The organism is Pseudomonas sp. KB_15 (assembly GCF_052114525.1).
Classification (GTDB): Bacteria; Pseudomonadota; Gammaproteobacteria; order Pseudomonadales; family Pseudomonadaceae; genus Aquipseudomonas.
Genome location: NZ_JBFREX010000048.1, coordinates 1 through 23027 on the forward strand (window position 1 = coordinate 1; position 23027 = coordinate 23027).

Below are 23027 nucleotides of genomic sequence, written 5' to 3' on the forward strand. Positions count from 1 at the left end.
GCCGACCGGAGGCGATGCCCCCGGATGAATGCCGGAGCGAAGGAACCCCGAGCCTAAGCGAGGGGCCGTACGTAAGGGGCGAGCGTTTTTTTGCTTACTTTTTTTAGGCGCTTGTAAAAAAAGTGAGTCGCCGTAAGGGCGAAACCATAAGCCGCCGTTACCGCAGCAACGGATATGTACCACCCCCCACCCAGTCCTAGTCCCCTCGGACGATGTTCCAGATAGACACCAGAGCAAGAATCCATCGCACTCCCCAACCAACAAAAAGGCCCAGTGCGATGAACGACGCCAACCTCAAAGCCGACATGCTCCAGGCCATGCGCCGCCTGGCCAAGTCCGTCACCATTATCAGCACCAGCAACGGCTCCGAACGCTTCGCCATGGCCGCCACCGCGGTCGATTCCCTGAGCACCGAACCGCCATCGCTGCTGATCTGCGTCAACAAGACCGCCTCACCCCACGCCGCACTGGCGACCGGCGCGGACTTCTGCGTGAACATCCTCGGCGTAGAACAACAAGACCTGGCCAACCTGTGCAGCGGCGCGATCAAGGGTGAAGCACGCTTCGACCGTGGCAACTGGCTGACCAGCCCCGGCGGCATCCCTTACCTGGGTGACGCACAGTCGGCGATCCTCTGCCGTCAGGATGGCCACTTCAGCTACGGCACCCACACCGTGTTCATCGGGCGCATCCTGCAGATCCACACCACTGACGCCATCACCCCGCTGGTCTACCTCGACGGCAGCTACACCACCACCGCCAAACCAGCACCTTCTCTCGCTGCGGCTGGCTGAGGCCCGAACATGGACAGCCTGAACCGCTTGACGGCGTTGCGAGTGAACAGCGCCGACCAGTTGCCATGGGATGACCGCTGCGACTTGCTGATCGTCGGGTTTGGCGGAGCCGGCGCCTGTGCCGCCATCGAAGCCAGCGCTCGCGGCCTGTCGGTGCTCGCACTGGATCGCTTCGAAGGCGGCGGCGCCACGGCACTCAGCGGTGGCGTGGTCTACGCCGGCGGCGGTACGCCGTATCAGCGTCAGGCTGGCTATGAAGACACCAGCGAGGCGATGTTCAATTACCTGCGACAGGAAGTTGGCGAGGCCGTCAGCCCCGAGACGCTACGGGATTTCTGCGAAGGCAGCCGCGAGCAACTGGCCTGGCTGGAGCGACAAGGCGCGGCCTTCAAAGCCAGCGTACCGCCGCACAAAACCTCGTACCCGAGCGACCAGTACTACCTTTACTACTCAGGCAACGAAGCCGTGCCGGCCTATGCCGTCAGCGCCAAGCCGGCACCCCGTGGCCACCGCACCAAAGGCCCGGGCATGTCCGGCGCCAGCCTGTTCGCCCCGCTCAAGGCCAGCGCCTTGCGCCACGGCGCACGTTTGCGCAGCCAGTGCGAAGTGCGGCGGTTGGTGCTCGACCTCGACGATAAAGTCCTCGGTGTCGAAGCCTGGCAACTGCCGTCGGGCAGTCGCGCCGCCCGGCAACATGCGCGTCTGTCGCGCTGGGCCGCGGCCATTCATATGTACGCTCCGGCCTTGGCCGACCGCTTGCGCGCCCGTCAGCGCCGTATCGAACAGACCAGCGCAATACGCCAGTTGATTCGTGCCGAGCAGGCGGTACTGCTGAGCAGCGGCGGTTTTATTTTCAATCGCGAACTGGTGCGCCAGCACGCGCCGCAGTACCTGGCCGGTTTGCCGCTGGGCGCCACCGGGTGCAACGGCAGCGGCATCGCCCTGGGCCAAAGCGCCGGTGGCAGCGTAGCGCGGATGGACAAGGTCAGCGCCTGGCGTTTCATCAACCCGCCACTGGCCTGGGCCCGCGGGCTGATCGTCAATGCCCGCGGACAACGTTACGCCAACGAAGAAATCTACGGCGCGACCCTTGGCCACGCCATGGTCGAAGAACAGGATGGCCGCGCCATTCTGATTCTCAATCGGGCGCTGGTTCGAGAAGCACTCAGTCAGGTAGGCCCCGGCAAAGTGTGGAATTTCCAGCGCCTGCCGGTGCTGCTCAATTTGCTGTTCAACGCCAAACGCAGCAGCAGCCTGGCCGGGTTGGCCAAGCGCTGCAGTCTGCCGCCGGAGCTGCTGCGCCAGAGTGTCGAACGCTATAGCCGCGCGGCACGAGGTGAAGTCGCCGACGAGTTCGGCAAGTCCGCGGCGATGCTCGCCAACCTCGACCAGGGCCCGTGGTACGCCCTCGATCTTTCATTCGCCAGCAAACTCTTCCCCTGCCCGGTCATCACCCTGGGCGGGTTGAAAGTCTGCGAGGCCAGCGGTCGGGTGCTGGACCATGCCGGCCAGCCAATAAACGGCCTGTACAGCGCCGGCCGCAACGCGGTCGGGGTCGCCTCCAACCTGTATGTCTCCGGCCTGTCACTGGCCGATTGCATCTATTCCGGTCGCCGGGCTGCTGCCCACGTGGCCGACCAATTCGCACTTCAAACCGCACGATCAGGAGAACAACAATGCAACGTGTAGAAGGCAAAGTCTGCATCATCACCGGCGCCGCCAGCGGCATCGGTCGCGAAGACGCCCTGCTGCTTGCCCGCGAAGGCGCCAAAGTGGTACTGACCGACCTCAATGAAGAGGCCGGTCGCCAGGCCGCTGCGGAAATCGGCGCCAACGCGCTGTTCATCCGCCACGACATCGCCAGCGAAAGCGACTGGCAACACGTGGTCAAGACTACCGTGGAACACTTCGGCCGCCTCGACGTATTGGTCAACAACGCCGCGATCCTGGCCCTGGGCAGCATCGAGGACACCACCCTTGAGCTGTGGCAGAAGGTGCAGAAGATCAACGGCGAAGGCTACTTCCTCGGCTGCAAGTACGCGATCCAGGCCATGAAGGAAACCGGTGGCGGCTCGATCATCAACATGTCGTCGGTGGCCGCGTTGGGCGCGATGCCGATGTTCTGCGCTTACTCGGCATCCAAAGGCGCAGTGGCGGCGATGACCCGCTCCATTGCCTTGCACTGCAAGCAGCAGGGCTACCGCATCCGCTGCAACAGCGTGCACCCCGATGGCGTGAACACGCCGATGACCCAGGCCCTGGCCGGTGGTCAGGCGATCCCGCAGGAAGCGCTGGACCAGGACCCGATGAATCGCATGGCCGCGCCACGGGACATCGCCAATGTGGTGCTGTTCCTCGCCGCCGACGAGTCGCGATTCGTCAACGGTGCCGAGATTCGCGTCGACAACGCCCAACTGATCAGCGGGCTCTGAGGTCGAGGTGAACATGGGCACGCAACAACAGAACCTGACCCCGGCCGAACACACGACGGGAAGTGTCTCATTGCAAGTGTGCGCGGTGATCGACGAGACCGCCGATGCGCGCTCGCTGGTGCTGGACGTACCGCCAACCCTGCGTGAGCGCTTTCGCTACAAACCGGGCCAGTTCCTGAGTTTTCGCGTGCCCTTGGCCGGCAAACTGTTGACCCGCTGCTACTCCATGGCCAGCTCGCCCCTCGYGGACGCGCTGCCCAAGGTCACGGTGAAACGGGTCGACGGCGGCCGGGTGTCGAACTGGATGAACGAAGTGCAGGTCGGCGACTGGCTGGAAGTGCTGCCACCGGCCGGGCTGTTCTGCCTGGACCCGCAGGCGAACACCGAAAAGCCCCTGGTCCTGTTCGGGGGCGGTTCGGGTATCACCCCGGTGTTTTCCATTCTCAAGTCGGTGCTGCACAGCAGTCGGCGGCCGATCAAGTTGATCTACGCCAACCGCGATGAAGCCTCGGTGATTTTCAAGGACGAGCTGTGCCGGTTGATCAAGGCGCATCCTGATCAACTGCACGTGGTGCACGTCCTCGATTCGGTGCAGGGTTTTCTGACGGACCATCAGGTCCGTCATCTGCTGCGCGGATCGGCCGGCGGCGATTACTTTATCTGCGGGCCGGGGCCGTTCATGGACACCGTGGAGCGCACGCTGCTGGCACTGGGCGAAGCGGCCGAGCGGATCCATGTCGAACGTTTCGTCTCGCCACCGGACCCCGATGAACTGTTGGCCGAAGAAGCCCTAGCCCGCGAGGCGGCGATGGGGTCGCAGTGCGAGGCGTTGATCGTCGAGCTTGATGGCCAGCAACACGAAATTACCTGCAAACCCGGCGACACCCTGCTGCAAAGTTGCAAGGCCGCCGGCCTGGACGTGCCATCGTCCTGCGAAGAAGGTTTTTGCGGCGCGTGCATGTGCGTGGTCAAGGAAGGTGAAACCCAACTGGCGCGCAACGACGTGCTGACGCCAAAGGAACTGGCCGACGGCTGGACGCTGGCCTGCCAGAGTCGACCGACCGGTGCACGGGTACGCCTGAAATTCCCGGATTGAGGGTACGCTCCTACGGGGGAATGCGGTCAATTGTGGGAGCGGGCTTGCTCGCGAAGACGGTGTGTCAGACAACGATGATGTCGAGGCTGCCGCCCCCTTCGCGAGCAAGCCCGCTCCCACAGTTGAAATGTGCCAGACGGGGGATCTGTTGCTTAGTCTCATTGGACGATCACTCAGCCCAAGTCTGCAGTTAGACTCGACCCCAGCATTAGCCCACAACAACAAAAGAGGTGCAGTTATGGCTCGTTTGCAGAATAAGGTCGCGGTGGTCACCGGCGGCGCTTCGGGTATCGGTCTGGCCTGCGTGCGCCGTTTCGCTGCCGAAGGCGCGCAAGTGGTCGGGCTGGACATCGGCAGTGCACCGGCAGACTTTCCCGGCCTGTTCATGACCCTGGACGTGCGCGACGAAGCGCAGGTGCAGCAGGTCATGCAAGAAGTCATCAGCCGCTTCGGGCGCATCGACGTACTGGTCAACGCCGCCGGCGTCGCCGACCAGGGCAGCGTGACCCAGACGACCACCGCCAACTGGCAACGGGTGATGGACATCAACCTCACCGGCAGCATGCTCACCAGCAAATACGCGCTGGAATCGATGGTGTCGCAACGCGGTGGCTCGATCATCAACGTCGGTTCGATCTTCGGCCTGCAGGGCTGCGACGGCAACGTGGCCTATAACGTATCCAAGGGCGGCATCAACCAGCTGACCCGCTCGATGGCCATCGACTACGGCTACGCCAACGTTCGCGTCAATGGCCTGTGCCCGGGCCTGATCGAAACGCCGATGACCAGCATGGTCCGTGACAATGACGCGTTCCACGCGTTTTTCGCCTCGCAGCACATGCTCAGCCGCTCCGGGCAACCGGAAGAAGTGGCCAACGTCGCACTGTTCCTGGCCTCGGACGAAGCGTCCTTTGTCAGCGGCCAGATGATCGCCGTGGACGGTGGTTTCTCCGCCGGTCGCCGTTTCGCCCCGCCCGCCCAGTAATTCGCAATCCGGCCGGGCGCCCTGCCCGGCCTACTCCCTTTTTCGTACTTGTCTTCTAACCGGGGAGGCCCCATGCCGCCTGTCGCCACCGCACTGACCATCGCTCAACTGTTCGCCAACGCTGCCCAGGCCTACGGCGACCGCCCGGCCATCGAGGACGCGGGCCACGTCATCAGCTACCGACAACTGGACCAACTGCGCCGCCAGGCTGCCCGCGCACTGCTGGCCCTCGACGTACAGGCCGGGGACCGCGTGGCGATCTGGGCGCCCAACGTATGGGAATGGATCGTCGCCGCCGGCGCCCTGCAAAGTGTCGGCGCCGCTCTGGTACCGCTCAATACCCGGATGAAGGGCAGCGAAGCCGGCTACATCCTGCGCGAAAGCGGCACCTGTGTGCTGTTTGCCATCGGCGAATTCCTCGGCGCGGACTACCCCGGCATGCTGGCGTCGGAAGACCTGCCTGAGCTGCGCCACATCGTCAGCGTGCGCGGCGCCAATGCGGGTACCCTGGCCTGGGAGCGATTTATGGACCTGGGGACCGACGTGCCGCACCTGGCCCTGCGCACCCGCGAACAGAGCGTTGGCCCGCAGGCCTTGTCCGACGTGCTGTTCACCTCGGGCACCACCGGCAAGCCCAAAGGCGTGATGACCAGCCACGGCCAGAACCTGCGCATCGTGCGCGACTGGAGTGATATCGTCGGGCTGCGCGAAAGCGATCGCTACCTGATCGTCAATCCGTTCTTCCATTCCTTCGGCTACAAGGCCGGCTGGCTGGCAGCGCTGATGCGCGGCTGCACCCTCCTGCCGCAGCAAGTGTTCGACGTGCAGGCTGTGCTCGAATGCGTGCAGCGCGAACGCATCACCGTGTTGCCCGGGCCGCCGACGCTGTATCAATCGTTGCTGGCCCATCCGCAACGCAGTGAGTTCGACCTCAGCTCCTTGCGCGTGGCGGTAACCGGCGCGGCGGCGATTCCTGTGGAGATGATCCACCGCATGCGCGACGAACTGGGTTTCGCCACCATCGTCACCGCGTATGGCCTGACGGAAGTCTGCGGTTTCGCCACGATCTGCCGCGCCGGCGACTCTGCGGAACTGGTCGCCAACACCAGCGGCCGGGCGATGCCGGGGGTAGAAGTACGCTGTGTCGGCAACAGCGGTCGCAGCCAGCCGGCGAACATTCCCGGTGAAGTGCAGATTCGCGGTTACAACCTGATGCAGGGTTATCTCAACAACCCCGAAGCCAGCCAGGAGATTCTCGACGCCGACGGCTGGCTGCACACCGGCGACATCGGCATGCTCGACGAACAGGGTTACCTGCGCATCACCGACCGCCTCAAGGACATGTTCATCACCGGTGGCTTCAACGTGTACCCGGCGGAGATCGAACAGTGCCTGCTGACCTATCCGGGCGTGGCCCAGGCCGCGGTGATCGGTATTCCTGACGAGCGCCTGGGAGAAGTGGCAATGGCGTTCCTGTTGCCTGCCCCCGGGATGGACATCGAGCAAACCCGATTCCTCGCCTGGTGCCGTGAGCAGATGGCCAACTACAAGGTGCCGCGCCGGGTGCAGGTGCTGCAGAGCATGCCGATCAATGCGGCGGGCAAAGTGACGAAGAATGTGTTGCGCGAGTGGGCGCTTCAGCCCGTGAATTAAGTCCGAAACGCACATTTCCCCTGTAGCAGCTGGCGAAGCCTGCGTTCGGCTGCGAAGCAGTCGTGAAWTCAGGCRCTGCGGTGTATCAGTTAAACCGCGTGCAGTGAATTCGCGACTGCTGCGCAGCCGAACGCAGGCTTCGCCAGCTGCTACAGGGAACGATCATCGTGGGTCAGACCACCCGCGCCGGATGCTGCAGGCGAGGGTCGCCGAGCATGGCGCGGTGAGACGGTGGCTGACGGCCTTCGGCTTCGCTGATGCCGTAGCCAGGGGCGATTTCGGCGGTGATCAGGGTCTGTCCGGACAACGCCATCAACTGCGGATCATTGAGCAAGGCATGAATCACCCGCCCATTGAATTGCGGGGTTTCGGCATGGGCCAGAAACGCCAGGTACTGCTCGCCATGCTGTTCGCCGGCAATCCTGGTGCGCTCGGTCAGTTGCGGGCCGAGCCACAACGACAACGCCGCCACGCCCTGCCCTTCGAAATCGATCGCCATGTCCGCCGCCAGTTTGTCGACCCCGGCCTTTTGCGCGCCGTACGCCGGACCATGCATGTAGCACCCGGCGCCGAATGACGAAGTGAAGCAAATCAGCCCTTGGGCACTTTTCAGCAACAGCGGCGCGGCGTAGTAGCTGGCGATATAGGCCGAGCGCAGACCGACCTCAAGAATGCGCACCAGGTCCAGGGGTTTGGCCCAGAACGGTCCGGGTTCGATCAACTGGTCATGAATGAACGCGGCATTGTTCACCAGCAAATCCAGATGCCCGCACTCGGCTTCTACTCGGGCAAACAGCGCCTGGACCTGCGCGTCATCGGCGTGATCACAGACCACCGCGATACCGCGCCCACCGGCGGCGGTGATCGCGGCGGCGGTGTCCTCAAGCGAGCCGCGCAAGGCATGCCCGTACAACTTCGACCCGCCCTGCGCAGGGGCACGGCCAGTGACGTACACGATCATGCCGGCCGCCCCGAGGGCCAAGGCGATGCCTTGGCCCACTCCGCGACTGGCACCGGTAACGACTGCAATCTGTTGACGTGGCTGATTCATTCAACGCTCCCGAACAAGGTTTTCGCCGAAGCGGTTTCGCTCTGGCGCTTGATGTGATTGGCCGCCAGGTAACCGAAAGTCATGGCCGGGCCGATGGTCGAACCGGCGCCCGGGTAGGTGCGGCCCATCATCGAGGCGGCGCTGTTGCCGATTGCGTACAGGCCGTTGATCGGTTCTCCGTCTTCATGCAGCACGCGGGCGTGCACGTCGGTCAGCAAGCCACCCTTGGTGCCGATGTCGCCGGCGTCGATGCGCACGGCGTAGAACGGTCCCTTGAGCAACGGTGCCAGGCATGGATTGGGTTGCACGTTCGGGTCGCCGTAGTAGCGGTCGAACAGTGATTCGCCCTTGTGGAAATCCTCGTCGACACCCTGCACGGCCATGCCATTGAAGCGCTGCACGGTGCGGACAAGTCCGGCGCCGTCGACGCCGATTTTCGTCGCCAGTTCCTCCAGGGTCGACGCCTTGTGGAAGTAGTCGCGCAGATGTTCGGGCAATTGCCAATCGCGCTGGGCATAACCCGGCAGCAAGGCGCCGCACGGGTATTTGCGCCGGAACTCGGCGTCGAACACCATCCAGCACGGCACGCTCGCGGCGCCTTCGCGGTGGTTGGCATACATCGCGTAAACGATATCGGTATAAGGCGCGGCCTCGTTGACGAAACGCTCCCCCGCCGCGTTGACCATCACACACCCCGGCAGGGTGCGTTCAACGAACAGTGCACGCTGTTTTTCTTCGCCCTTGACGTAAGTGGTCGGCGCCCACCAGCTGTGTTCCATCAACGCGGTTCGCGCGCCGATGGCCAGACCGGCGCGGATGCCGTCGCCGGTATTGTTGGGCGGCGTGGCACTCCAGTTCGCCTGGGACGGCTGCGGCAGATACTGCTCGCGCATCGCCTGATTACGCTCGAAACCACCGGCGGCAATGATCACCCCGTAGCGCGCCTTGACGTTGAGCAGCTGACCGTTGCGATTGACCCGCGCACCACCGACCCGGTCGCCGACCAGCAGCAGCTCTTCGAGTGCACAGTTGAGCCACAGCGATTTGCCGCGATCCTGCAACGAACAGCGCAAGGCACCGATCAAGGCATTGCCCAGGGTCAGGAAGCGGTCGCGGCGAGACAAACGTCGACCCTCGCGATCACGCCAGTAACGCCACATCACCCGCAGGGTCAGGCGCAACCAGCCGGGGCCACGGCACAGCAGCACTTGCGCCTCTTTCATGGTCATCGCCATGCGCCCCATCATCAGGGTGCCGGGGGACGGCGCGCGCATGTGCAGGAATTCTTCGCCGAGTTCGGCGGCGTCAAACGGTTGCGGATCCATCGAGCGATAACCCGGTTTTCCGCCAGCGACTTCCGGGTAGTAATCGGCGTAGCGCGGTTGCGCCTCGAAGCGCACGCGGGTGTGTTTTTCCAGGTACTCGACCATCTCCCGGCCGTGCTCGACATAGGCTTCGATGCGCCCGTCGTCGATCTCGCCATGGGTCACTGCGCGGATGTAGGCAATCGCTTCGGCCGCCGAATCACTGCCGCCGATGGCGTTGATCCGGTGGTTGTTGGGGATCCAGATCCCGCCGCCGGACACTGCCGAGGTGCCGCCGTACTCGCCGCTCTTTTCGATCAGCAGCGCATTCAGACCCAGGTCGTGGGCGCGCAGTGCAGCGGTCATGCCACCGGCTCCCGAGCCAATCACCAATACATCACAGCACTCGTCCCATTTGATCCCGGCAGCGTTCATGCGATCACCCTTGTTCAGCGCCCATCAGGCAGAAACCGCCACCGCCGGATCTTCGCCCGGTGCAGTCGGTCTCGGGATTGTTGGCCGCACGCGCCCGGTGTTCATCGTCCGATAAGACTAAGGCCAGGACTGTGGTCGCCCCGTACAAATCGCTTAGTCCGCTTGGACGATGTTGCGTGCAAGTCGTGACTCCATAGTCGCCCACAGCACCAATCACCCCCCTGAAATGCAGGTCGGGCAGGTCTGACCTGGGCCATGAGGACGACATGATAAAAACAATAATCGCCCCACCAACACAGCACCCTCGCGTACAGCTGGCTTTGCTGTTGCTGGCTGGCGGACTAAGCGCTCACGTTAACGCCATGAGCTTTCAGCCGAGCGAAGACTTGAGCATCGACTGGGACACCACACTGACCTACAGCCTCGCCTGGCGGACCGAGTCTCGCGATCACAAACTGACCGCCAATGCCAACGGCAACGACGGCGACAACGCCTTCGACAAAGGCAGCCTGATCAACAATCGCAGTGGTTTTCTCACCGAAGCCAACATCAAGTGGCAGGACGACTACGGCGTGTTTGTCCGGGCAACCGGTTTCTACGACAACGTCTACGATCAGGACAACGACAACACCACCGGCACCTCGAACTGCTTCGCCGGCGGCCATTGCAGCAAACCCGACCGTTTCTCCCAGGACACCATCGACCAGCATCGCAATGAATTGCGCATGCTCGACTACTACGCCTATGGAAACTGGGACGTGAGCGGCCATGCCCTCAACGCGCGCCTGGGCAACCAGGTGGTGAGCTGGGGTGAAAGCCTGTTCTATCCGGGTATTTCCGCGGCCCAGAGCCCGGTGGACGCGACCAAGGCGACCACCCCCGGTGTCGAGGTCAAGGAAATCCTGCTGCCGGTCGGCCAACTGTTCACCCAGTTCGCCCTGACCGAAAGCCTGGGTATCCAGGCCTACTACCAATACAAGTGGGAGAAAACCGAGCTGTTCGGCGTGGGTAGTTACTTCTCCACCACCGACTTCATCGATGAGGGCGGCTTCAACGACGCCTCCGGATTCGTCACCCGCCTCAAGGACGACAAGCCGAGCGACAGCGGCCAGTACGGTCTGGCCTTCACCTACGCCGCCGAGTCGTTGAACAACACCGAGTTCGGCATCTACTACTCGCGCTATCACGACAAGACCCCGTCGCTGGACTTCGCCTCGACCCTGGGACGCTACCAGGTGCGCTACTTCGACAACATCGACCTGTTCGGCGCGAGCTTCGCCACCGTGCTGGGCGACGTCAGCTGGGCCGGTGAAGTCAGCTACCGCGACGGTACGCCGGTGATGGTCGACAACGGTTTCTCCAGCCCCGTGCGTGGCAAGACCGTACAAGCGCAAACGTCGATGATCTACGTGCTCGGCCCGACCTCCTTCGCCGACAACACCACCCTGACCGGTGAGGTGGTCTACAACACCGTGATCAGTAACGACAAGTCGCAGCCAGTGACCCTGGCCCCTGGCTTCGCGCTGCCGGGCACCGACAGCCTGGTCTATGACCGCGATGCCTGGGGCTACACGGTGCAGGCGAACTTTGACTACAACGACGTGTTCAGCGGTTGGGACATGTCGGTGCCTGTCACCTTCAGCGCCGCCGCCCACGGCGACAGCTCGATGGTCGGCTCGATCAACGCTGGCCAGAACGATAACCGCGCCAGTATCGGCAGTTCCTGGCGTTACCTGGGCAACTTCACCGTCGAGGCCCGCTACAACGCCTACCTCGGCAATGCCAACAACAGCCCGTTGGCCGACCGCGACAACGTCGCGCTCAACTTCAAGTACCGGTTCTGATTCCCCAATCGGAGGAGCACAGCATGTCCAGATTCACCCAAACATTATTGAGCACAGCGCTGACCGTCGGCCTGCTCGGCAGTGGCCTGGCCTACGCCAAGGTCGGCCCCGAAGAAGCCGCCCGCCTGGGCCAGGACCTGACCCCGATGGGCGCCGAAAAAGCCGGCAACGCCGACGGCAGCATCCCGGCCTGGACCGGCAAATGGCGCGGTCTGCCACCGGGACTCAAATACGCCGGCCCCGGCACCCCGTATCCGGACCCGTACGCCGCGGAAAAACCGCTGTTCGTGATCGATTCGAAGAACATGGACAAGTACGCCGATAACCTGACCGATGGCCAGAAAGCGCTGCTCAAGCGTTACCCTGATACGTTCAAGATCCCGGTGTACCCGAGCCACCGCGACTTCCGCCTCGATCAGCGCCTGGAAGACCAGATCAAGAAAAACGCCGTCACTGCCGAACTCGACAATGACAACAACGACACCAGAAACGCCTGGGGTGCCTCGCCATTCCCGATCCCGAAGAACGGCAGCGAGTTGATGTTCAACCATACCTTGCAGGGGCGCGCCAGCACTGAAGAGGCCAACTACGGCCAGGCAGTGGTGTACTCCAACAAGGAAAAGGTACTGGAAGAGGTCGACTACAAGATCTTCTCGATCTGGTCGACCCCGGACAAATCCCTGGATACCGCCAACGGTGTGTTCACCCACTTCATGATCACCACACTGGAACCGGTACGCAAGAAAGGCGAGATCGTGGTCGGTCACGAGTTCATCAACCCGACCGCCTCCCCGCGCCAGGCCTGGCAGTACAGCCCGGGCCAACGCCGGGTACGTCGCGCACCGACCGTGGGCTACGACTCGCCAACCGGCGCCGGAGGTTTTCGCGTGTACGACGAAGACCGCTTGTTCAACGGTGCGCCGGACCGCTACAACTGGACCATCGTCGGTAAAAAGGAAATCTACATCCCGTACCACAACTACAAGATCGACGACCCGAGCGTAACGGCCGACCAGATCCTGGACACCACCGGTCACGTCGATCCGCAGTACATGCGCTACGAGAAACACCGAGTCTGGGTGTTGCAGGCCAACCTCAAGGAAGGTGCCCGCCACGTGTATGCCAAGCGCGTGCTGTACCTGGACGAGGACACCTGGTCCGCGACCATGGCCGACAACTACGACAGCCGTGGCCAGTTGTGGCGCACCAACATGCAGACCTCGATCTACGCCTACGAGATGCAGCGCTACCACGCTCGCCTCGGCATCTACCACGACCTGATCGCCGGCTCTTACCTGGTTGACCGCATGCTGGTCAATCAGAAACCGGCCAAGCTCAACGCCACCGCCTTCACCGAAGACGAATTCACCCCTGGCAACCTGCGCAAACTCGGCACCCGCTAAACCCATGACGCCCCGACCGATTCATTCGGTCGGGGCGTCATGCTTTGTAAAATTCGCTCCTTCCACGGAAGAATTCTCCATGAACAAACTTCTCACCAGCATCATCGCCATGGCCAGCGTTGGCCTGTCGATGCAAGCCAATGCCCTGAACATCCTGCTGACCAATGACGATGGCTGCCGCGCTCCTGGCATCGATGCGATGTACCGCGCCCTGACCGCGGCCGGGCACAAGGTCACCCTGGTCGGCCCGTTGAACGACAGCAGCGGCATCAGTGCCGCCAGCGTGGTCGTACCCGGCCAGGCCCTGGCGGTGACCGAGCTGGCGCCGGGCCGCTTTTGCGTCGGGCCGCCGGAAGGCTACGCCCCGCCCGCCGGCAAGACTTCCGCCATTGGCACGCCGGTGGATGCAGTCAACGTCGGCCTCGACGTGATCCTCAAGGACTCGCCGCCGGACCTGGTGGTGTCCGGCAGCAACTTTGGCGAAAACGTCGGCCCGCTGACGCAGATGTCCGGCACCCTCAACGCGGCTGTGCGGGCGATGTTCAAGGGGATTGCGGCGGTGGCGGTGTCCACGGGTATCGACATGGACCTGATCATCCGCGACCAGCAGGCCGGCTACCGCAAGACCCTCGGCGCCATGGACGACACGGCGCGCTTTGCCGTGAAGGTCATAGAGCAGGCGAGCCTGGCCGGCACCGAAGCCAAACAGGCCTGCGCCAGAAACAAACATCAGTGTGATTTGAACGTGCTCGGCCTGCCGGGCGTCAGCGGCCTGAACCTCAACTACCCGCCCCTGAAACCCGATGAAGTCAAAGGCGTGAGCTTTGCCCCGATCGGCAACTGGGATCGGGTGAACTTCACCGCCCAGCGCGGCGCCGACGGCGTGGTCCACGTCAACCTGACCGCTCCTTCGACACCGACCGACGTCCAGCAAAAGGCCGATGCGTACCAACTGTGGCAAGGCCACGCAGTGATCACCGTGATCGACGGCAACATGACGGCACCGGAAGCGGTACAGGATCAGGCGAAAAAAATCTTGCGCGGGATCAAGCCATAATCCAGCGCAAAACCTGTGGGAGCGGGCTTGCTCGCGAAGGGGCCGGCACAGCCAACATCGATGTTGCCTGAGACGCCGCCTTCGCGAGCAAGCCCGCTCCCACAGGGTTATCTGGTGTATTCAATGCATGTGAACGACCAAAATACTGTAGGAGTAAGCCTCCTTCGCTGGCAAGCCAGCCCCTACAGGGTATAGGGACTGCTTCAGAGGGAGGATTGAAACGGCACAAACTCCGTCACCTCCAGATCAAACCCGGACACGGCCTTGTACGGCACCGGCGAGCTCATCAGGCGCATTTTGCGTACGTTCTGGTCGCGCAGGATCTGTGCGCCGATGCCCAGGGTCCGTTGCGGAAACTGCGGCGTACGCAGCTTGCCGCCGCTACGCTGGCGCAACTGCTCGAGCACGCCGTCGGCGGTTTCCTTTTGAGCCAGCAACACCAGTACGCCGTTACCGACAGCGGCGATGCTCGCCAGCGAGCGTTCGAGGGTCCACTGCTGCGACCCGCCTTCGCTTTCACACCCCAGAACGTCGCGCAACGTCTCGATGCTTTGCACTCGCACCAGCACCGGCTGGCTGCTGTCGATCCGCCCCTTGACCAGTGCCAGGTGCAACGCGCCCTGGTAGGTGTCCTGATAGGTCGTCACCTGGAACTCGCCGTGGCGGGTATGCAACGGGTACTCGTCGCCGCGCTCGATCGTGCCTTCATGCAGGATGCGGTAGTGAATCAGGTCGGCAATGCTGCCGATCCGCAAGCCATGACGTTGGGCGAACTCATGCAACTCGGCGCCACGGGCCAGTTCGCCGTCCTCGTTGAGAATCCCCACCAGGGTCGCCGCCGGTTGCAGCCCCGCCAGTCGTGTCAGGTCGCAAGCGGCCTCGACATGCCCGGCCCGCTGCATCACGCCACCGGGCAAGGCCTGCACCGGGAAAATGTGCCCCGGCTGCACCAGGTCCGCCGGGCCGCTGGCYGGGTCGACCGCCACCTGGATCGACCGCGCCCGGTCCGCCGCCGAAATGCCTGTAGACACCCCGGTGGCCGCCTCGATCGAGCGGGTGAAACCCACGCCGTGTTGCGCCCGGGAGTTGGGCACCATCAGGTCCAGGCCCAGCGCGCGGCAGCGCTGCTCGGTCAGGGCCAGGCAAATCAACCCGCGCGCCTGCACCGCCATGAAGGTGACGGCCTCGGCCCCGGCCTGTTCGGCGGCCATCAGCAACGAGCCTTCGCCATTGTTTTCGTCGTCGGTGATCACCACCATGTGACCTGCGCCAATGGCCTCGATCAGTTGCGGCACCGTGTTGAAAGCCAGGCCGCTCATTTGAGTGCTCCACGCAGATCGGCGCAAGCTTCTGTCAACGCTTGTGCTGCTGCTTCAACAAGCGGCGCCATGCTGATAAAGCCGTGAATCATGCCTTCGTAACGTTGCACGCGCACCGGCACACCGGCTTCGCGCAGGCACTCGGCCAATGCCTCGCCCTCGTCCCGCAGCGGATCGAACCCGGCGGTGAACAACGTGGTCGGCGGCAAGCCTGCCAGGCTTTCGGCTCGCAACGGCGAGGCCAGCGGATCATCCGCTTGTCCATCCTCTTGCAGGTATTGCTGCCAGAACCAGCGCATCGCCTTGGCGGAAAGCAGATAACTTTCGGCGAATTCCTCAAAGGACTGACTGTCACAACCGGCATCGGTGACCGGGTAGAACAGGCATTGATAGCTGATCTTCGGTCCCTTGCGTTGCGCCGCCAATTGGCTGACCGCCAGTGCCAGATTGCCACCCGCGCTGTCGCCGGCCACGGCCAGACGGCCGCCATCGAAACCAAGTTCCGCCGCATGCGCCACCAGCCAGCAGGTCGCCGCATAGCAATCGAGCGGTGCGACCGGAAACTTGTGTTCAGGCGCCAATCGGTAGGCAACCGACACCACCACCGCCTCGGTCTGGCGGGCCAGCGAGCGGCAGAGATTGTCGTGAGTATCGAGATTGCCCATGACAAATCCGCCGCCATGGAAAAACACCAGCAACGGCAGGTCGGGCGCTTCCGATGGCCGGTACAGCCGTGCGTCCAGATCACCGTCCGCGCCGGCCACTTTCAGATCGCGCACCTCGCTCATCGGATCGCCGGGGATGGCCGGCAGCAGGTTATCGGAGAACTGCCGGTACTGAGCGGCATCGACCTGGCTGAAATCGGGTTCCGGGAGGTCGCGAAACTGCTGGAGAACCCCAGCGATCTGCTTATCGAGCGGCATGGGCATCGTCCTCTACGTCGGCCATTTGAAACTGCGGATTGGTCTCGCCCAGGATGCTTTGTACCCGGCGCTCAAGGGCCGGTTTAAAACCCTTGTGGGGCAGGATCCAGAAGCGTTTTTGCGCGACGGCGGCGAACACTTGCGCGGCCAGTTCAGCCGGGGTCATGCCCTGGCGAATGGTGCTGTCGAGCAGTTGGCTGAAGTCGGATCCGGCGGTGTCCACCACCTGGTTGGACGCCATGATTTCACTGGCCACCGGCCCCGGGCACAGCACCGAAACCGACACCGGGGCACCGAGCATGGCGAGTTCGTAATGCAGGGTTTCCGAGAGCGCGACCACCGCCTGCTTGGTCACGTTGTACGGTGCCATCAGCGGGCTGCTGACCAGCCCGGCAAGGGATGCGGTGTTGATCACATGGGCTGGCCGGCCCTGGCTGAGCAGCAGCGGCACGAAGCTGCGAATGCCGTTGATCACGCCATTGAGGTTGACGCTCAGCATGCGCTGCCATTGCGCCTCGGTGATTTCCCAACTGAAGCCGGTTTGCATCACCCCGGCGTTGTTGAACAGCAGGTCGACCCCGCCAAATTGCGCGACCGCTTGATCGCGCAAGCGCTCGACCTGCTTCACATCACCTACATCGGTGACGCAGGCAATTGCTTGCACACCGCTGGCCTTCAGTTCGTCGCACAGGGCTTGCAGGCCCGCTGCATCCCGATCCGCCAGCACCAGGCGCATGCCCAGCGTCGCCGCGTGTTCGGCCAGGCCACGGCCAATACCACTGGCGGCCCCGGTAATCACCGCTACCAGCCCTTGTTCATTACTCATCGCCAACTCCTGCCATGGGTCCAATGGCGCCAGTAGAGCGGGCCTACTTAAAGCAGCCATCGTCCATTCAGACGATGCCCGCTTTTACAGGGCCGGCAGAATCCCTTACATGCGCCAAACCCGTGATCCCTTGGGAGAATAATAAGATGAGTACCCTGCACCGCATCGAAGCCAAATTACTGGAAGACCGCTACGCCCGCGGCTGGCATTGCCTGGGCCTGGCCGCGCAATACCGCGACGGCAAGGCCCATCGCCTGGAGGTGTTCGGCACCCGTTTGGTGGCGTACCAGGGTGAAGACGGCGAGCTGCATATTCTGGATGGCTACTGCCCGCACATGGGCGCCGACCTCAGCACCGGTTGCGTCGAAGGCAACTCGATCCGCTGCCCGTTCCACGCCTGGCGCTGGGGCGCCGACGGCGTCTGCGACGACATCCCTTACGCCAAACGCATTCCGCCACGAGCCAAAATCAAAAGCTGGCCGATCATGGAGGAAAACCAGCTGCTGTTCGTCTGGAATGACCCCGAAGGCAACCTGCCGCTACCGGAACAACGCATCCCGCGTATCGACGCCTGCTTCAGCGACGAGTGGGCTTCCTGGGAAGTCGCCGAGTTGCAGATTGACACCAACTGCCGCGAACTGATCGACAACATCGCCGACATGGCGCACTTCGGCACCGTGCACGGTGCACCGGTCGATGAGTTCATCAACGTCTTCGAAGGCCACCTGGCGACCCAGATCATGCGTGCCCGCAGCGAGCGTCTGTCCGGTGACAGCCTGTTGACCACCGAAGCCACCTACTTCGGCCCGGCCTATCAGATCACCGAAATGAACGGCGCCATGAACGGCCAGCCGATCCACTCGATCCTGCTCAACTGCCACGTGCCGATCGACCTCGGCAGCTTCACCCTGCGCTACGGCGTGCTGGTGAAGAAGATCCCGGGGCTCAGCGAGGAGCAGAATCAGGCGATGGCCAAGGCCTACGTGCAACAGGCCCAGGCAGCCTTCTACGAAGACGTGGCGATCTGGCACAGCAAGACTCGCGTCGACAACCCGCTGCTGTGTGACGGCGACGGTCCGGTCTACCAGTTACGCCGCTGGTACGAGCAGTTCTACACCGACGTCGCGGCGCTCTCGGCGGATGTGGCGGAGCACAAGAAGTTTGTCGTGCGCGCCAGCGAACGGGTCTGATCGCAAACGGCCTTTCGCCCGCCCCGGGCCTGACCGGCAGCCGCCGGTCAGGCCCTGAGCCCGAGCGTTGCAAGGAGTCGATATCGGCGCTTATTCTCGGCCACCGCCAACGCTAATAATAAAAACGGTTTTTCCCTATGCAGCAGAGCCTAAGCCTCGATACGTTCAGTGATTTGATCGGCAACCTCTATCAGGGTCCGCTGGAAACCATTCCCTGGGCCACCTTTCTCAATCAACTCAACGTGTACCTGCACAGCAAGTACGTGACCTTCATCCTGCGTCCGCCCAGCGCCCACGTGGACGGCTTGATGGTCAACACCACCGGCACCTCGACCGAGGCGACCGCGTCGTACAACAAACACTTTTTCAGCCTCGACCCGTTTGTCGACCTGCCCAATCGCCAGGTCGTGACCCTCGCCGAGTTCGTCTCCAACGACGACTGGCAAAACTCCGAGTTCTACAAGAATTTCCTTGAACCTGTGGACGTGTTCCACATCCTCGGTGCCGACATCAACACTGTCGATGGCGCCCAGTGCCGCATTCGCATCAGCCGCGGACGTGACGACAAGCCCTTCGGCAACGAAGAAAAGGCCATGCTCACGCATTTCATTCCGCACCTGGAACGCTCRATCAAGATCCACATGCAGCTCAACCGCATCGAAGCCGAACGCAACCTGTATGCCGGCGCGGTGAACCAGATGGCAGTCGGCACGATAATCCTCGACGAGTCCGGCAAGGTGTTGCAGACCAATCAGGTCGCCGACCGACTGATCCAGGAAAAGGACGGCATCAAACTGGTCAACGATGGCCTGCAGGTCGGTACGGCCCGGGACACCCAGGAATTCCGGCGCCTGGTCAAGCAATCGCTGCTGTCGCAGAAGAGCAGCAACCCGTCGGTGGTCGAAGCCCTGCGCGTGCAGCGGCCGTCCGGGAAAGCGGACCTGGGGATCATCGTGCGCTCGGTGCCATTGACCGACTGGAGCGAAGGCAAGCAGTGCCCGACCGTGGTGATTTTCATCAGCGACCCGGAACAACAGTCCACCGCACCGCAAGAGATCGTTCGCGCCCTGTTCGACTTCACCCCGGCGGAAACCCAGCTTGCCATGCTGCTGGCCAACGGCTTGACCCTCGACGAAGCGTCGGAAGAGCTGGGCATCAGCCGCAACACCTCGCGGGCACACCTGCGTTCGACCTTCTCCAAGACCGGCGTGACCCGCCAGACCATGCTGGTGCGCCTGATCCTGCGCAGCGTCGCGACCCTCGGCTAGATGCCATTGCCGCCCTCGTCCGCTCGGACGATGGCGGCCCCCGTTGTACAGCGCACAGTGTCTTTATCCCAAACAGGGGACTGCCCCATGCGCAACTGCCCAACCATCCTCAAGACCGAACTGTTGGCCGAAAGCGGCCACTTCCAGATCGAAGCCCTGCACCTGCAATTCAGCAACGGCCAGCAGCGGGTCTACGAACGCCTGCGCGGCACCGGTTATCGCTCGGTGATGCTGGTGGCGATGCCTGATCCGCAGCATGTGCTGCTGGTACGCGAATACGCAGTCGGCGTGGAAAAAACCATTCTCGGCCTGCCCAAGGGCGGCGCGGAGCCCGATGAAAACTATTTGCAGGCGGCGCAGCGCGAGTTGAGTGAAGAAGTCGGCATGCGCGCCGCCCGCCTCACAGAACTGGGCGAGCTGACACTGGCACCAGGGCATTTGTGCCATCGCTACCGGGTGGTACTGGCCGAACAACTGACCCCCTGCCAACTGCAAGGCGACGAACCCGAACCCCTGGAATGCCTGCGCATACCACTGGCGCAGATCCCCGAACTGGTGGCCCGCGGCGAACTGCATGAAGCCCGGGCGATTGCAGCGTTGTTCATGGCCATGGGCGCCCTCGCCCGGCGAACCTGACACCACACAAAACCTGTAGGAGCGAGCTTGCTCGCGACGAGGCCGGCACATCCGACATCCATGTCGTCTGACACGCCGCCATCGCGAGCAGGCTCGCTCCCACAGAGGATCACAGCCTGACGCAAATCCCGGGAACGCCCAATAACCTTGTGGGAGCGGGCTTGCTCGCGATGAGGTCGGCACAGCCGACATCCATGTCGTCTGACAGTCCCCCATCGCGAGCAGGCTCGCTCCCACAGCGGAATGCAGCCTGACGCAATTCCCGGGAACACCAAATCACTTTGTGGGAGCGGGCTTGCTCGCGATGAGGCCGGCACATCCRACATCCATGGCGYCTGACACGCCGCCATCGCGAGCAGGCTCGCTCCCACAGGGGGCTGCAGCCAGACACAGAGACCTCGGGAACACCAAACAACCTGTGGGAGCGAGCCTGCTCGCGATGAGGCCGGCACATCCAACATCCATGGCGCCTGACAGTCCCCCATCGCGAGCAAGCCCGCTCCCACAGGGGGGCTGCTGCGTTTTCAAGTCATCAACTAGTCCATTCGGACGAAGCCACGCGCCACCCGCCGACATACCGTATCGCTACAACAACAAAAATCCGTACCGAGGCTCGCCATGCGAAAAGCCACCTGCGCCCTGTTCATCATCGTCTGTGCCGGCAGTACCGCCAGCCTGTGTCAATTGTTCAAGAATGAAGCCTACCGACCGACCACCGCGTACTTCAGCTGCTCGAGCGCGGCCATCAACTGTTACCCGCCAGTGGTGCGCAATCTGCTGCCCTGAGCGCGGTTTGCAGCAGCCATAAAAAAACCACCAAATCGGTGGTTTTTTTGCTGAGCCAAGAATCAGGTCGGCAACACGCCCCGCGCCCGCGACAAGGTTAGCGCCAGGTCTTCAATCATGTCCTCCTGCCCCCCCACCGTGCCGCGACGACCCAGCTCCACCAGCAGCTCACGAGCCGCGATACCGTATTTCTGCTCCGCACGCTTGGCGAACAACAGGAACGAACTGTAGACCCCGGCATAACCCAAAGTCAGCGCATCGCGGTCGAGGCGGATCGGTTGGTCCATCATCGGCACCACCAGGTCTTCGGCCACGTCCATGATCCGGTACAGGTCGACACCACTGTTGACGCCCATCCGCTCCAGCACTGCGACGAACACTTCCAGCGGCGTGTTACCCGCTCCCGCACCAAGGCCTGCCACCGAGCCGTCGATCCGCGCAGCACCGGCGTCAATGGCGGCCAGGGAGTTGGCGATGGCCATGCCCATGTTGTGGTGGCCGTGGAAACCGACTTCGGTCCCGGCGTTCAGCCCGGCGCGCAAGGCACCGATCTTTTGCGTGACTTCATCGGGCAGCATGTAGCCGGCCGAGTCGGTGCAGTAGATACAGTTGGCGCCGTAGCTTTCCATCAGCCGCGCCTGCTCCAGCAGTTTTTCCGCGCTGACCATGTGCGCCATCATCAGGAAGCCGACAGTGTCCAGGCCCATCTTCGCCGACATGCCGATGTGCTGGCCGGACACGTCCGCCTCGGTGCAATGGGTGGCGACGCGAATGGTCGAGACCCCATGCTCATGGGCCATTTTCAGGTGATCGAGGGTACCGATCCCCGGCAGCAACAGGGCCGAAACCTTGGCCTGCTTCATCTGCGGGATCACCGCGGCGAAATATTCCTCGTCGCTGTGGGCCGGGAAACCGTAGTTCAGCGACGCACCACCCAAGCCATCGCCGTGGGTGATTTCGATCAGCGGCACACCGGCCGCATCGAGGCCGGTGGCCACCGAGACCATTTGTTCGATACTGATTTGATGCTGTTTGGCGTGCATGCCGTCGCGCAGGCTCATGTCATGCAGACGGACGCTCTTACCTTGCAAATTCATAGCGATTCTCCACTCAACGGGCAGGCAGTTGCAGGGTGCCCTTGTGGGCTTCTTCGGCGAACATCTCGGCCGTGCGCAAACCGGCGGCGGTCATGATGTCGAGATTGCCGGCGGACTTGGGCAGGAAATCGCCGAGGCCTTCGACCTCGATGAAAATCGACACCTTGCGCCCGTCGAACACCGGCCCGTTGATCAGCTTGTAGCCGGGCACATAGCGCTGAACTTCGCGGACCATCTCCAGCACCGAGGTGCGGATCGCATCCTGGTTCGGCTCGTCATCGGTCAGGCAGTGGATGGTGTCGCGCATCATCAGCGGCGGCTCGGCCGGGTTGATCACGATGATGGCTTTACCGCGTCGGGCGCCGCCGATCTTCTCCACTGCACCGGCTGTAGTGCGGGTGAATTCGTCGATGTTCTGCCGCGTGCCCGGGCCAACCGAACCAGAGGACACCGTGGCAACGATTTCGCCGTAGCTCACTGGTTGCACCCGCGACACCGCCGCCACCATCGGGATGGTCGCCTGGCCACCACAGGTGACCATGTTGACGTTCATCGCCAGGCTCGACGCGTGCTCCTTGAGGTTGACCGGCGGCACGCAGAACGGGCCGATGGCCGCTGGCGTGAGGTCGATCATGATCACCCCGAGTTCGTTGAGCTTGCGGCTGTTTTGCGCGTGCACGTAGGCCGAGGTGGCGTCGAAAGCGATGCGAATATCATCGTCGAGCACGTGCGGCAGCAAGCCATCGACACCGCCAGCGGTGGTTTTAATGCCCATTTCCCGGGCACGTTTCAGGCCTTCGGATTCAGGGTCGACGCCAACCATCCATACCGGCTCGATCCATTCCGATCGGCACATTTTCATCAGCAGATCGGTGCCGATATTGCCCGGGCCGATAATGGCCGCTCTGAGTTTTTTGCTCATTGGGTC

General features: G+C 62.9%; 20 protein-coding genes. 13 read left to right on the forward strand and 7 right to left on the reverse strand.

Features of this window, described 5'->3' with window-relative positions:
• Positions 1-278 precede the first annotated feature (278 nt).
• The 6 genes from AB4Z35_RS25470 to AB4Z35_RS25495 all read left to right on the forward strand — a co-directional run bounded on the left by AB4Z35_RS25470 (position 279) and on the right by AB4Z35_RS25495 (position 6960).
• Complete coding sequence (locus tag AB4Z35_RS25470; protein ID WP_007976920.1) at positions 279-794, forward strand: flavin reductase family protein; 516 nt, start codon at positions 279-281, stop codon at positions 792-794.
• A gap of 9 nt (positions 795-803) precedes the next feature.
• Entirely contained in the window at positions 804-2483 is a 1680-nt protein-coding gene (locus AB4Z35_RS25475) for an FAD-binding protein (RefSeq protein WP_442100097.1), read from the forward strand.
• Positions 2471-3226 carry a glucose 1-dehydrogenase gene (locus AB4Z35_RS25480; protein ID WP_442100098.1) on the forward strand — a complete coding sequence of 252 codons (756 nt, stop codon included), beginning with the start codon at positions 2471-2473 and terminating at the stop codon, positions 3224-3226. Before AB4Z35_RS25475 ends, AB4Z35_RS25480 begins: the two co-directional genes overlap by 13 nt.
• Before the next feature lie 13 nt (positions 3227-3239).
• Positions 3240-4322 carry a 2Fe-2S iron-sulfur cluster-binding protein gene (locus tag AB4Z35_RS25485; protein WP_442100099.1) on the forward strand — a complete coding sequence of 361 codons (1083 nt, stop codon included), beginning with the start codon at positions 3240-3242 and terminating at the stop codon, positions 4320-4322.
• Between the two features lie 238 nt (positions 4323-4560).
• Entirely contained in the window at positions 4561-5307 is a 747-nt protein-coding gene (locus AB4Z35_RS25490) for an SDR family NAD(P)-dependent oxidoreductase (protein WP_046042745.1), read from the forward strand.
• Between the two features lie 72 nt (positions 5308-5379).
• Positions 5380-6960, forward strand: coding sequence for a FadD3 family acyl-CoA ligase (locus AB4Z35_RS25495; RefSeq protein WP_442100101.1), 1581 nt, complete (start codon positions 5380-5382; stop codon positions 6958-6960).
• A gap of 172 nt (positions 6961-7132) precedes the next feature.
• Here AB4Z35_RS25495 and AB4Z35_RS25500 read toward each other — a convergent pair whose 3' ends face one another.
• Together AB4Z35_RS25500 and AB4Z35_RS25505 are read right to left on the reverse strand one after the other, a co-directional pair.
• Positions 7133-8011 carry an SDR family NAD(P)-dependent oxidoreductase gene (locus AB4Z35_RS25500; RefSeq protein WP_442100102.1) on the reverse strand — a complete coding sequence of 293 codons (879 nt, stop codon included), beginning with the start codon at positions 8009-8011 and terminating at the stop codon, positions 7133-7135.
• On the reverse strand, positions 8008-9750 hold the full coding sequence (locus tag AB4Z35_RS25505; protein ID WP_442100103.1) for an FAD-binding protein: 1743 nt from the start codon (positions 9748-9750) through the stop codon (positions 8008-8010). The genes AB4Z35_RS25500 and AB4Z35_RS25505 overlap by 4 nt, the downstream gene beginning before the upstream one ends.
• Before the next feature lie 266 nt (positions 9751-10016).
• Here AB4Z35_RS25505 and AB4Z35_RS25510 point away from each other — a divergent pair, with 266 nt between their 5' ends.
• The 3 genes from AB4Z35_RS25510 to surE all read left to right on the forward strand — a co-directional run bounded on the left by AB4Z35_RS25510 (position 10017) and on the right by surE (position 14054).
• On the forward strand, positions 10017-11594 hold the full coding sequence (locus AB4Z35_RS25510) for a DUF1302 domain-containing protein (protein WP_008004416.1): 1578 nt from the start codon (positions 10017-10019) through the stop codon (positions 11592-11594).
• A 23-nt stretch (positions 11595-11617) separates the two neighbouring features.
• Positions 11618-12997 carry a DUF1329 domain-containing protein gene (locus AB4Z35_RS25515; RefSeq protein WP_442100104.1) on the forward strand — a complete coding sequence of 460 codons (1380 nt, stop codon included), beginning with the start codon at positions 11618-11620 and terminating at the stop codon, positions 12995-12997.
• Positions 12998-13076: 79 nt separating this feature from the next.
• Positions 13077-14054, forward strand: a complete 978-nt coding sequence (gene surE, locus AB4Z35_RS25520) for a 5'/3'-nucleotidase SurE (protein WP_442100105.1) — start codon at positions 13077-13079, stop codon at positions 14052-14054.
• A 203-nt stretch (positions 14055-14257) separates the two neighbouring features.
• Here the strand turns inward: surE and AB4Z35_RS25525 are convergent, their stop codons facing one another.
• The 3 genes from AB4Z35_RS25525 to AB4Z35_RS25535 are packed head-to-tail and all read right to left on the reverse strand — an operon-like array spanning position 14258 to position 17122.
• Positions 14258-15373, reverse strand: coding sequence for a 3,4-dihydroxy-2-butanone-4-phosphate synthase (locus AB4Z35_RS25525; protein ID WP_442100106.1), 1116 nt, complete (start codon positions 15371-15373; stop codon positions 14258-14260).
• A complete protein-coding gene (locus tag AB4Z35_RS25530; protein ID WP_442100108.1) occupies positions 15370-16296 on the reverse strand; it encodes an alpha/beta hydrolase in 927 nt (308 codons plus the stop codon). Before AB4Z35_RS25530 ends, AB4Z35_RS25525 begins: the two co-directional genes overlap by 4 nt.
• Positions 16283-17122 (reverse strand): SDR family NAD(P)-dependent oxidoreductase, encoded by an 840-nt coding sequence (locus AB4Z35_RS25535; protein WP_442100110.1) that lies wholly within the window; start codon positions 17120-17122, stop codon positions 16283-16285. Before AB4Z35_RS25535 ends, AB4Z35_RS25530 begins: the two co-directional genes overlap by 14 nt.
• Positions 17123-17268: 146 nt before the next feature.
• Here AB4Z35_RS25535 and AB4Z35_RS25540 point away from each other — a divergent pair, with 146 nt between their 5' ends.
• The 4 genes from AB4Z35_RS25540 (at position 17269) to AB4Z35_RS25555 (ending at position 21002) form a co-directional block, all read left to right on the forward strand.
• The gene (locus AB4Z35_RS25540) at positions 17269-18312 is read left to right on the forward strand and encodes a Rieske 2Fe-2S domain-containing protein (RefSeq protein WP_442100112.1); all 1044 of its coding nucleotides are present in this window, start codon (positions 17269-17271) and stop codon (positions 18310-18312) included.
• 137 nt (positions 18313-18449) lie between these two features.
• Positions 18450-19580, forward strand: coding sequence for a helix-turn-helix transcriptional regulator (locus AB4Z35_RS25545; protein WP_007997175.1), 1131 nt, complete (start codon positions 18450-18452; stop codon positions 19578-19580).
• Positions 19581-19667: 87 nt separating this feature from the next.
• Entirely contained in the window at positions 19668-20216 is a 549-nt protein-coding gene (gene nudE, locus AB4Z35_RS25550) for an ADP compounds hydrolase NudE (RefSeq protein WP_442100113.1), read from the forward strand.
• Positions 20217-20834: 618 nt separating this feature from the next.
• The gene (locus tag AB4Z35_RS25555; RefSeq protein WP_007997177.1) at positions 20835-21002 is read left to right on the forward strand and encodes a hypothetical protein; all 168 of its coding nucleotides are present in this window, start codon (positions 20835-20837) and stop codon (positions 21000-21002) included.
• 62 nt (positions 21003-21064) lie between these two features.
• On the opposite strand, the gene dmpG is transcribed toward AB4Z35_RS25555, so the two are convergent.
• Together dmpG and AB4Z35_RS25565 are read right to left on the reverse strand one after the other, a co-directional pair.
• A complete protein-coding gene (gene dmpG, locus AB4Z35_RS25560; protein ID WP_442100114.1) occupies positions 21065-22099 on the reverse strand; it encodes a 4-hydroxy-2-oxovalerate aldolase in 1035 nt (344 codons plus the stop codon).
• 13 nt (positions 22100-22112) lie between these two features.
• Positions 22113-23021: an acetaldehyde dehydrogenase (acetylating) gene (locus AB4Z35_RS25565; protein ID WP_116260877.1), complete on the reverse strand. Its 909-nt coding sequence runs from the start codon at positions 23019-23021 to the stop codon at positions 22113-22115.
• Between the last annotated feature and the right edge of the window lie 6 nt (positions 23022-23027).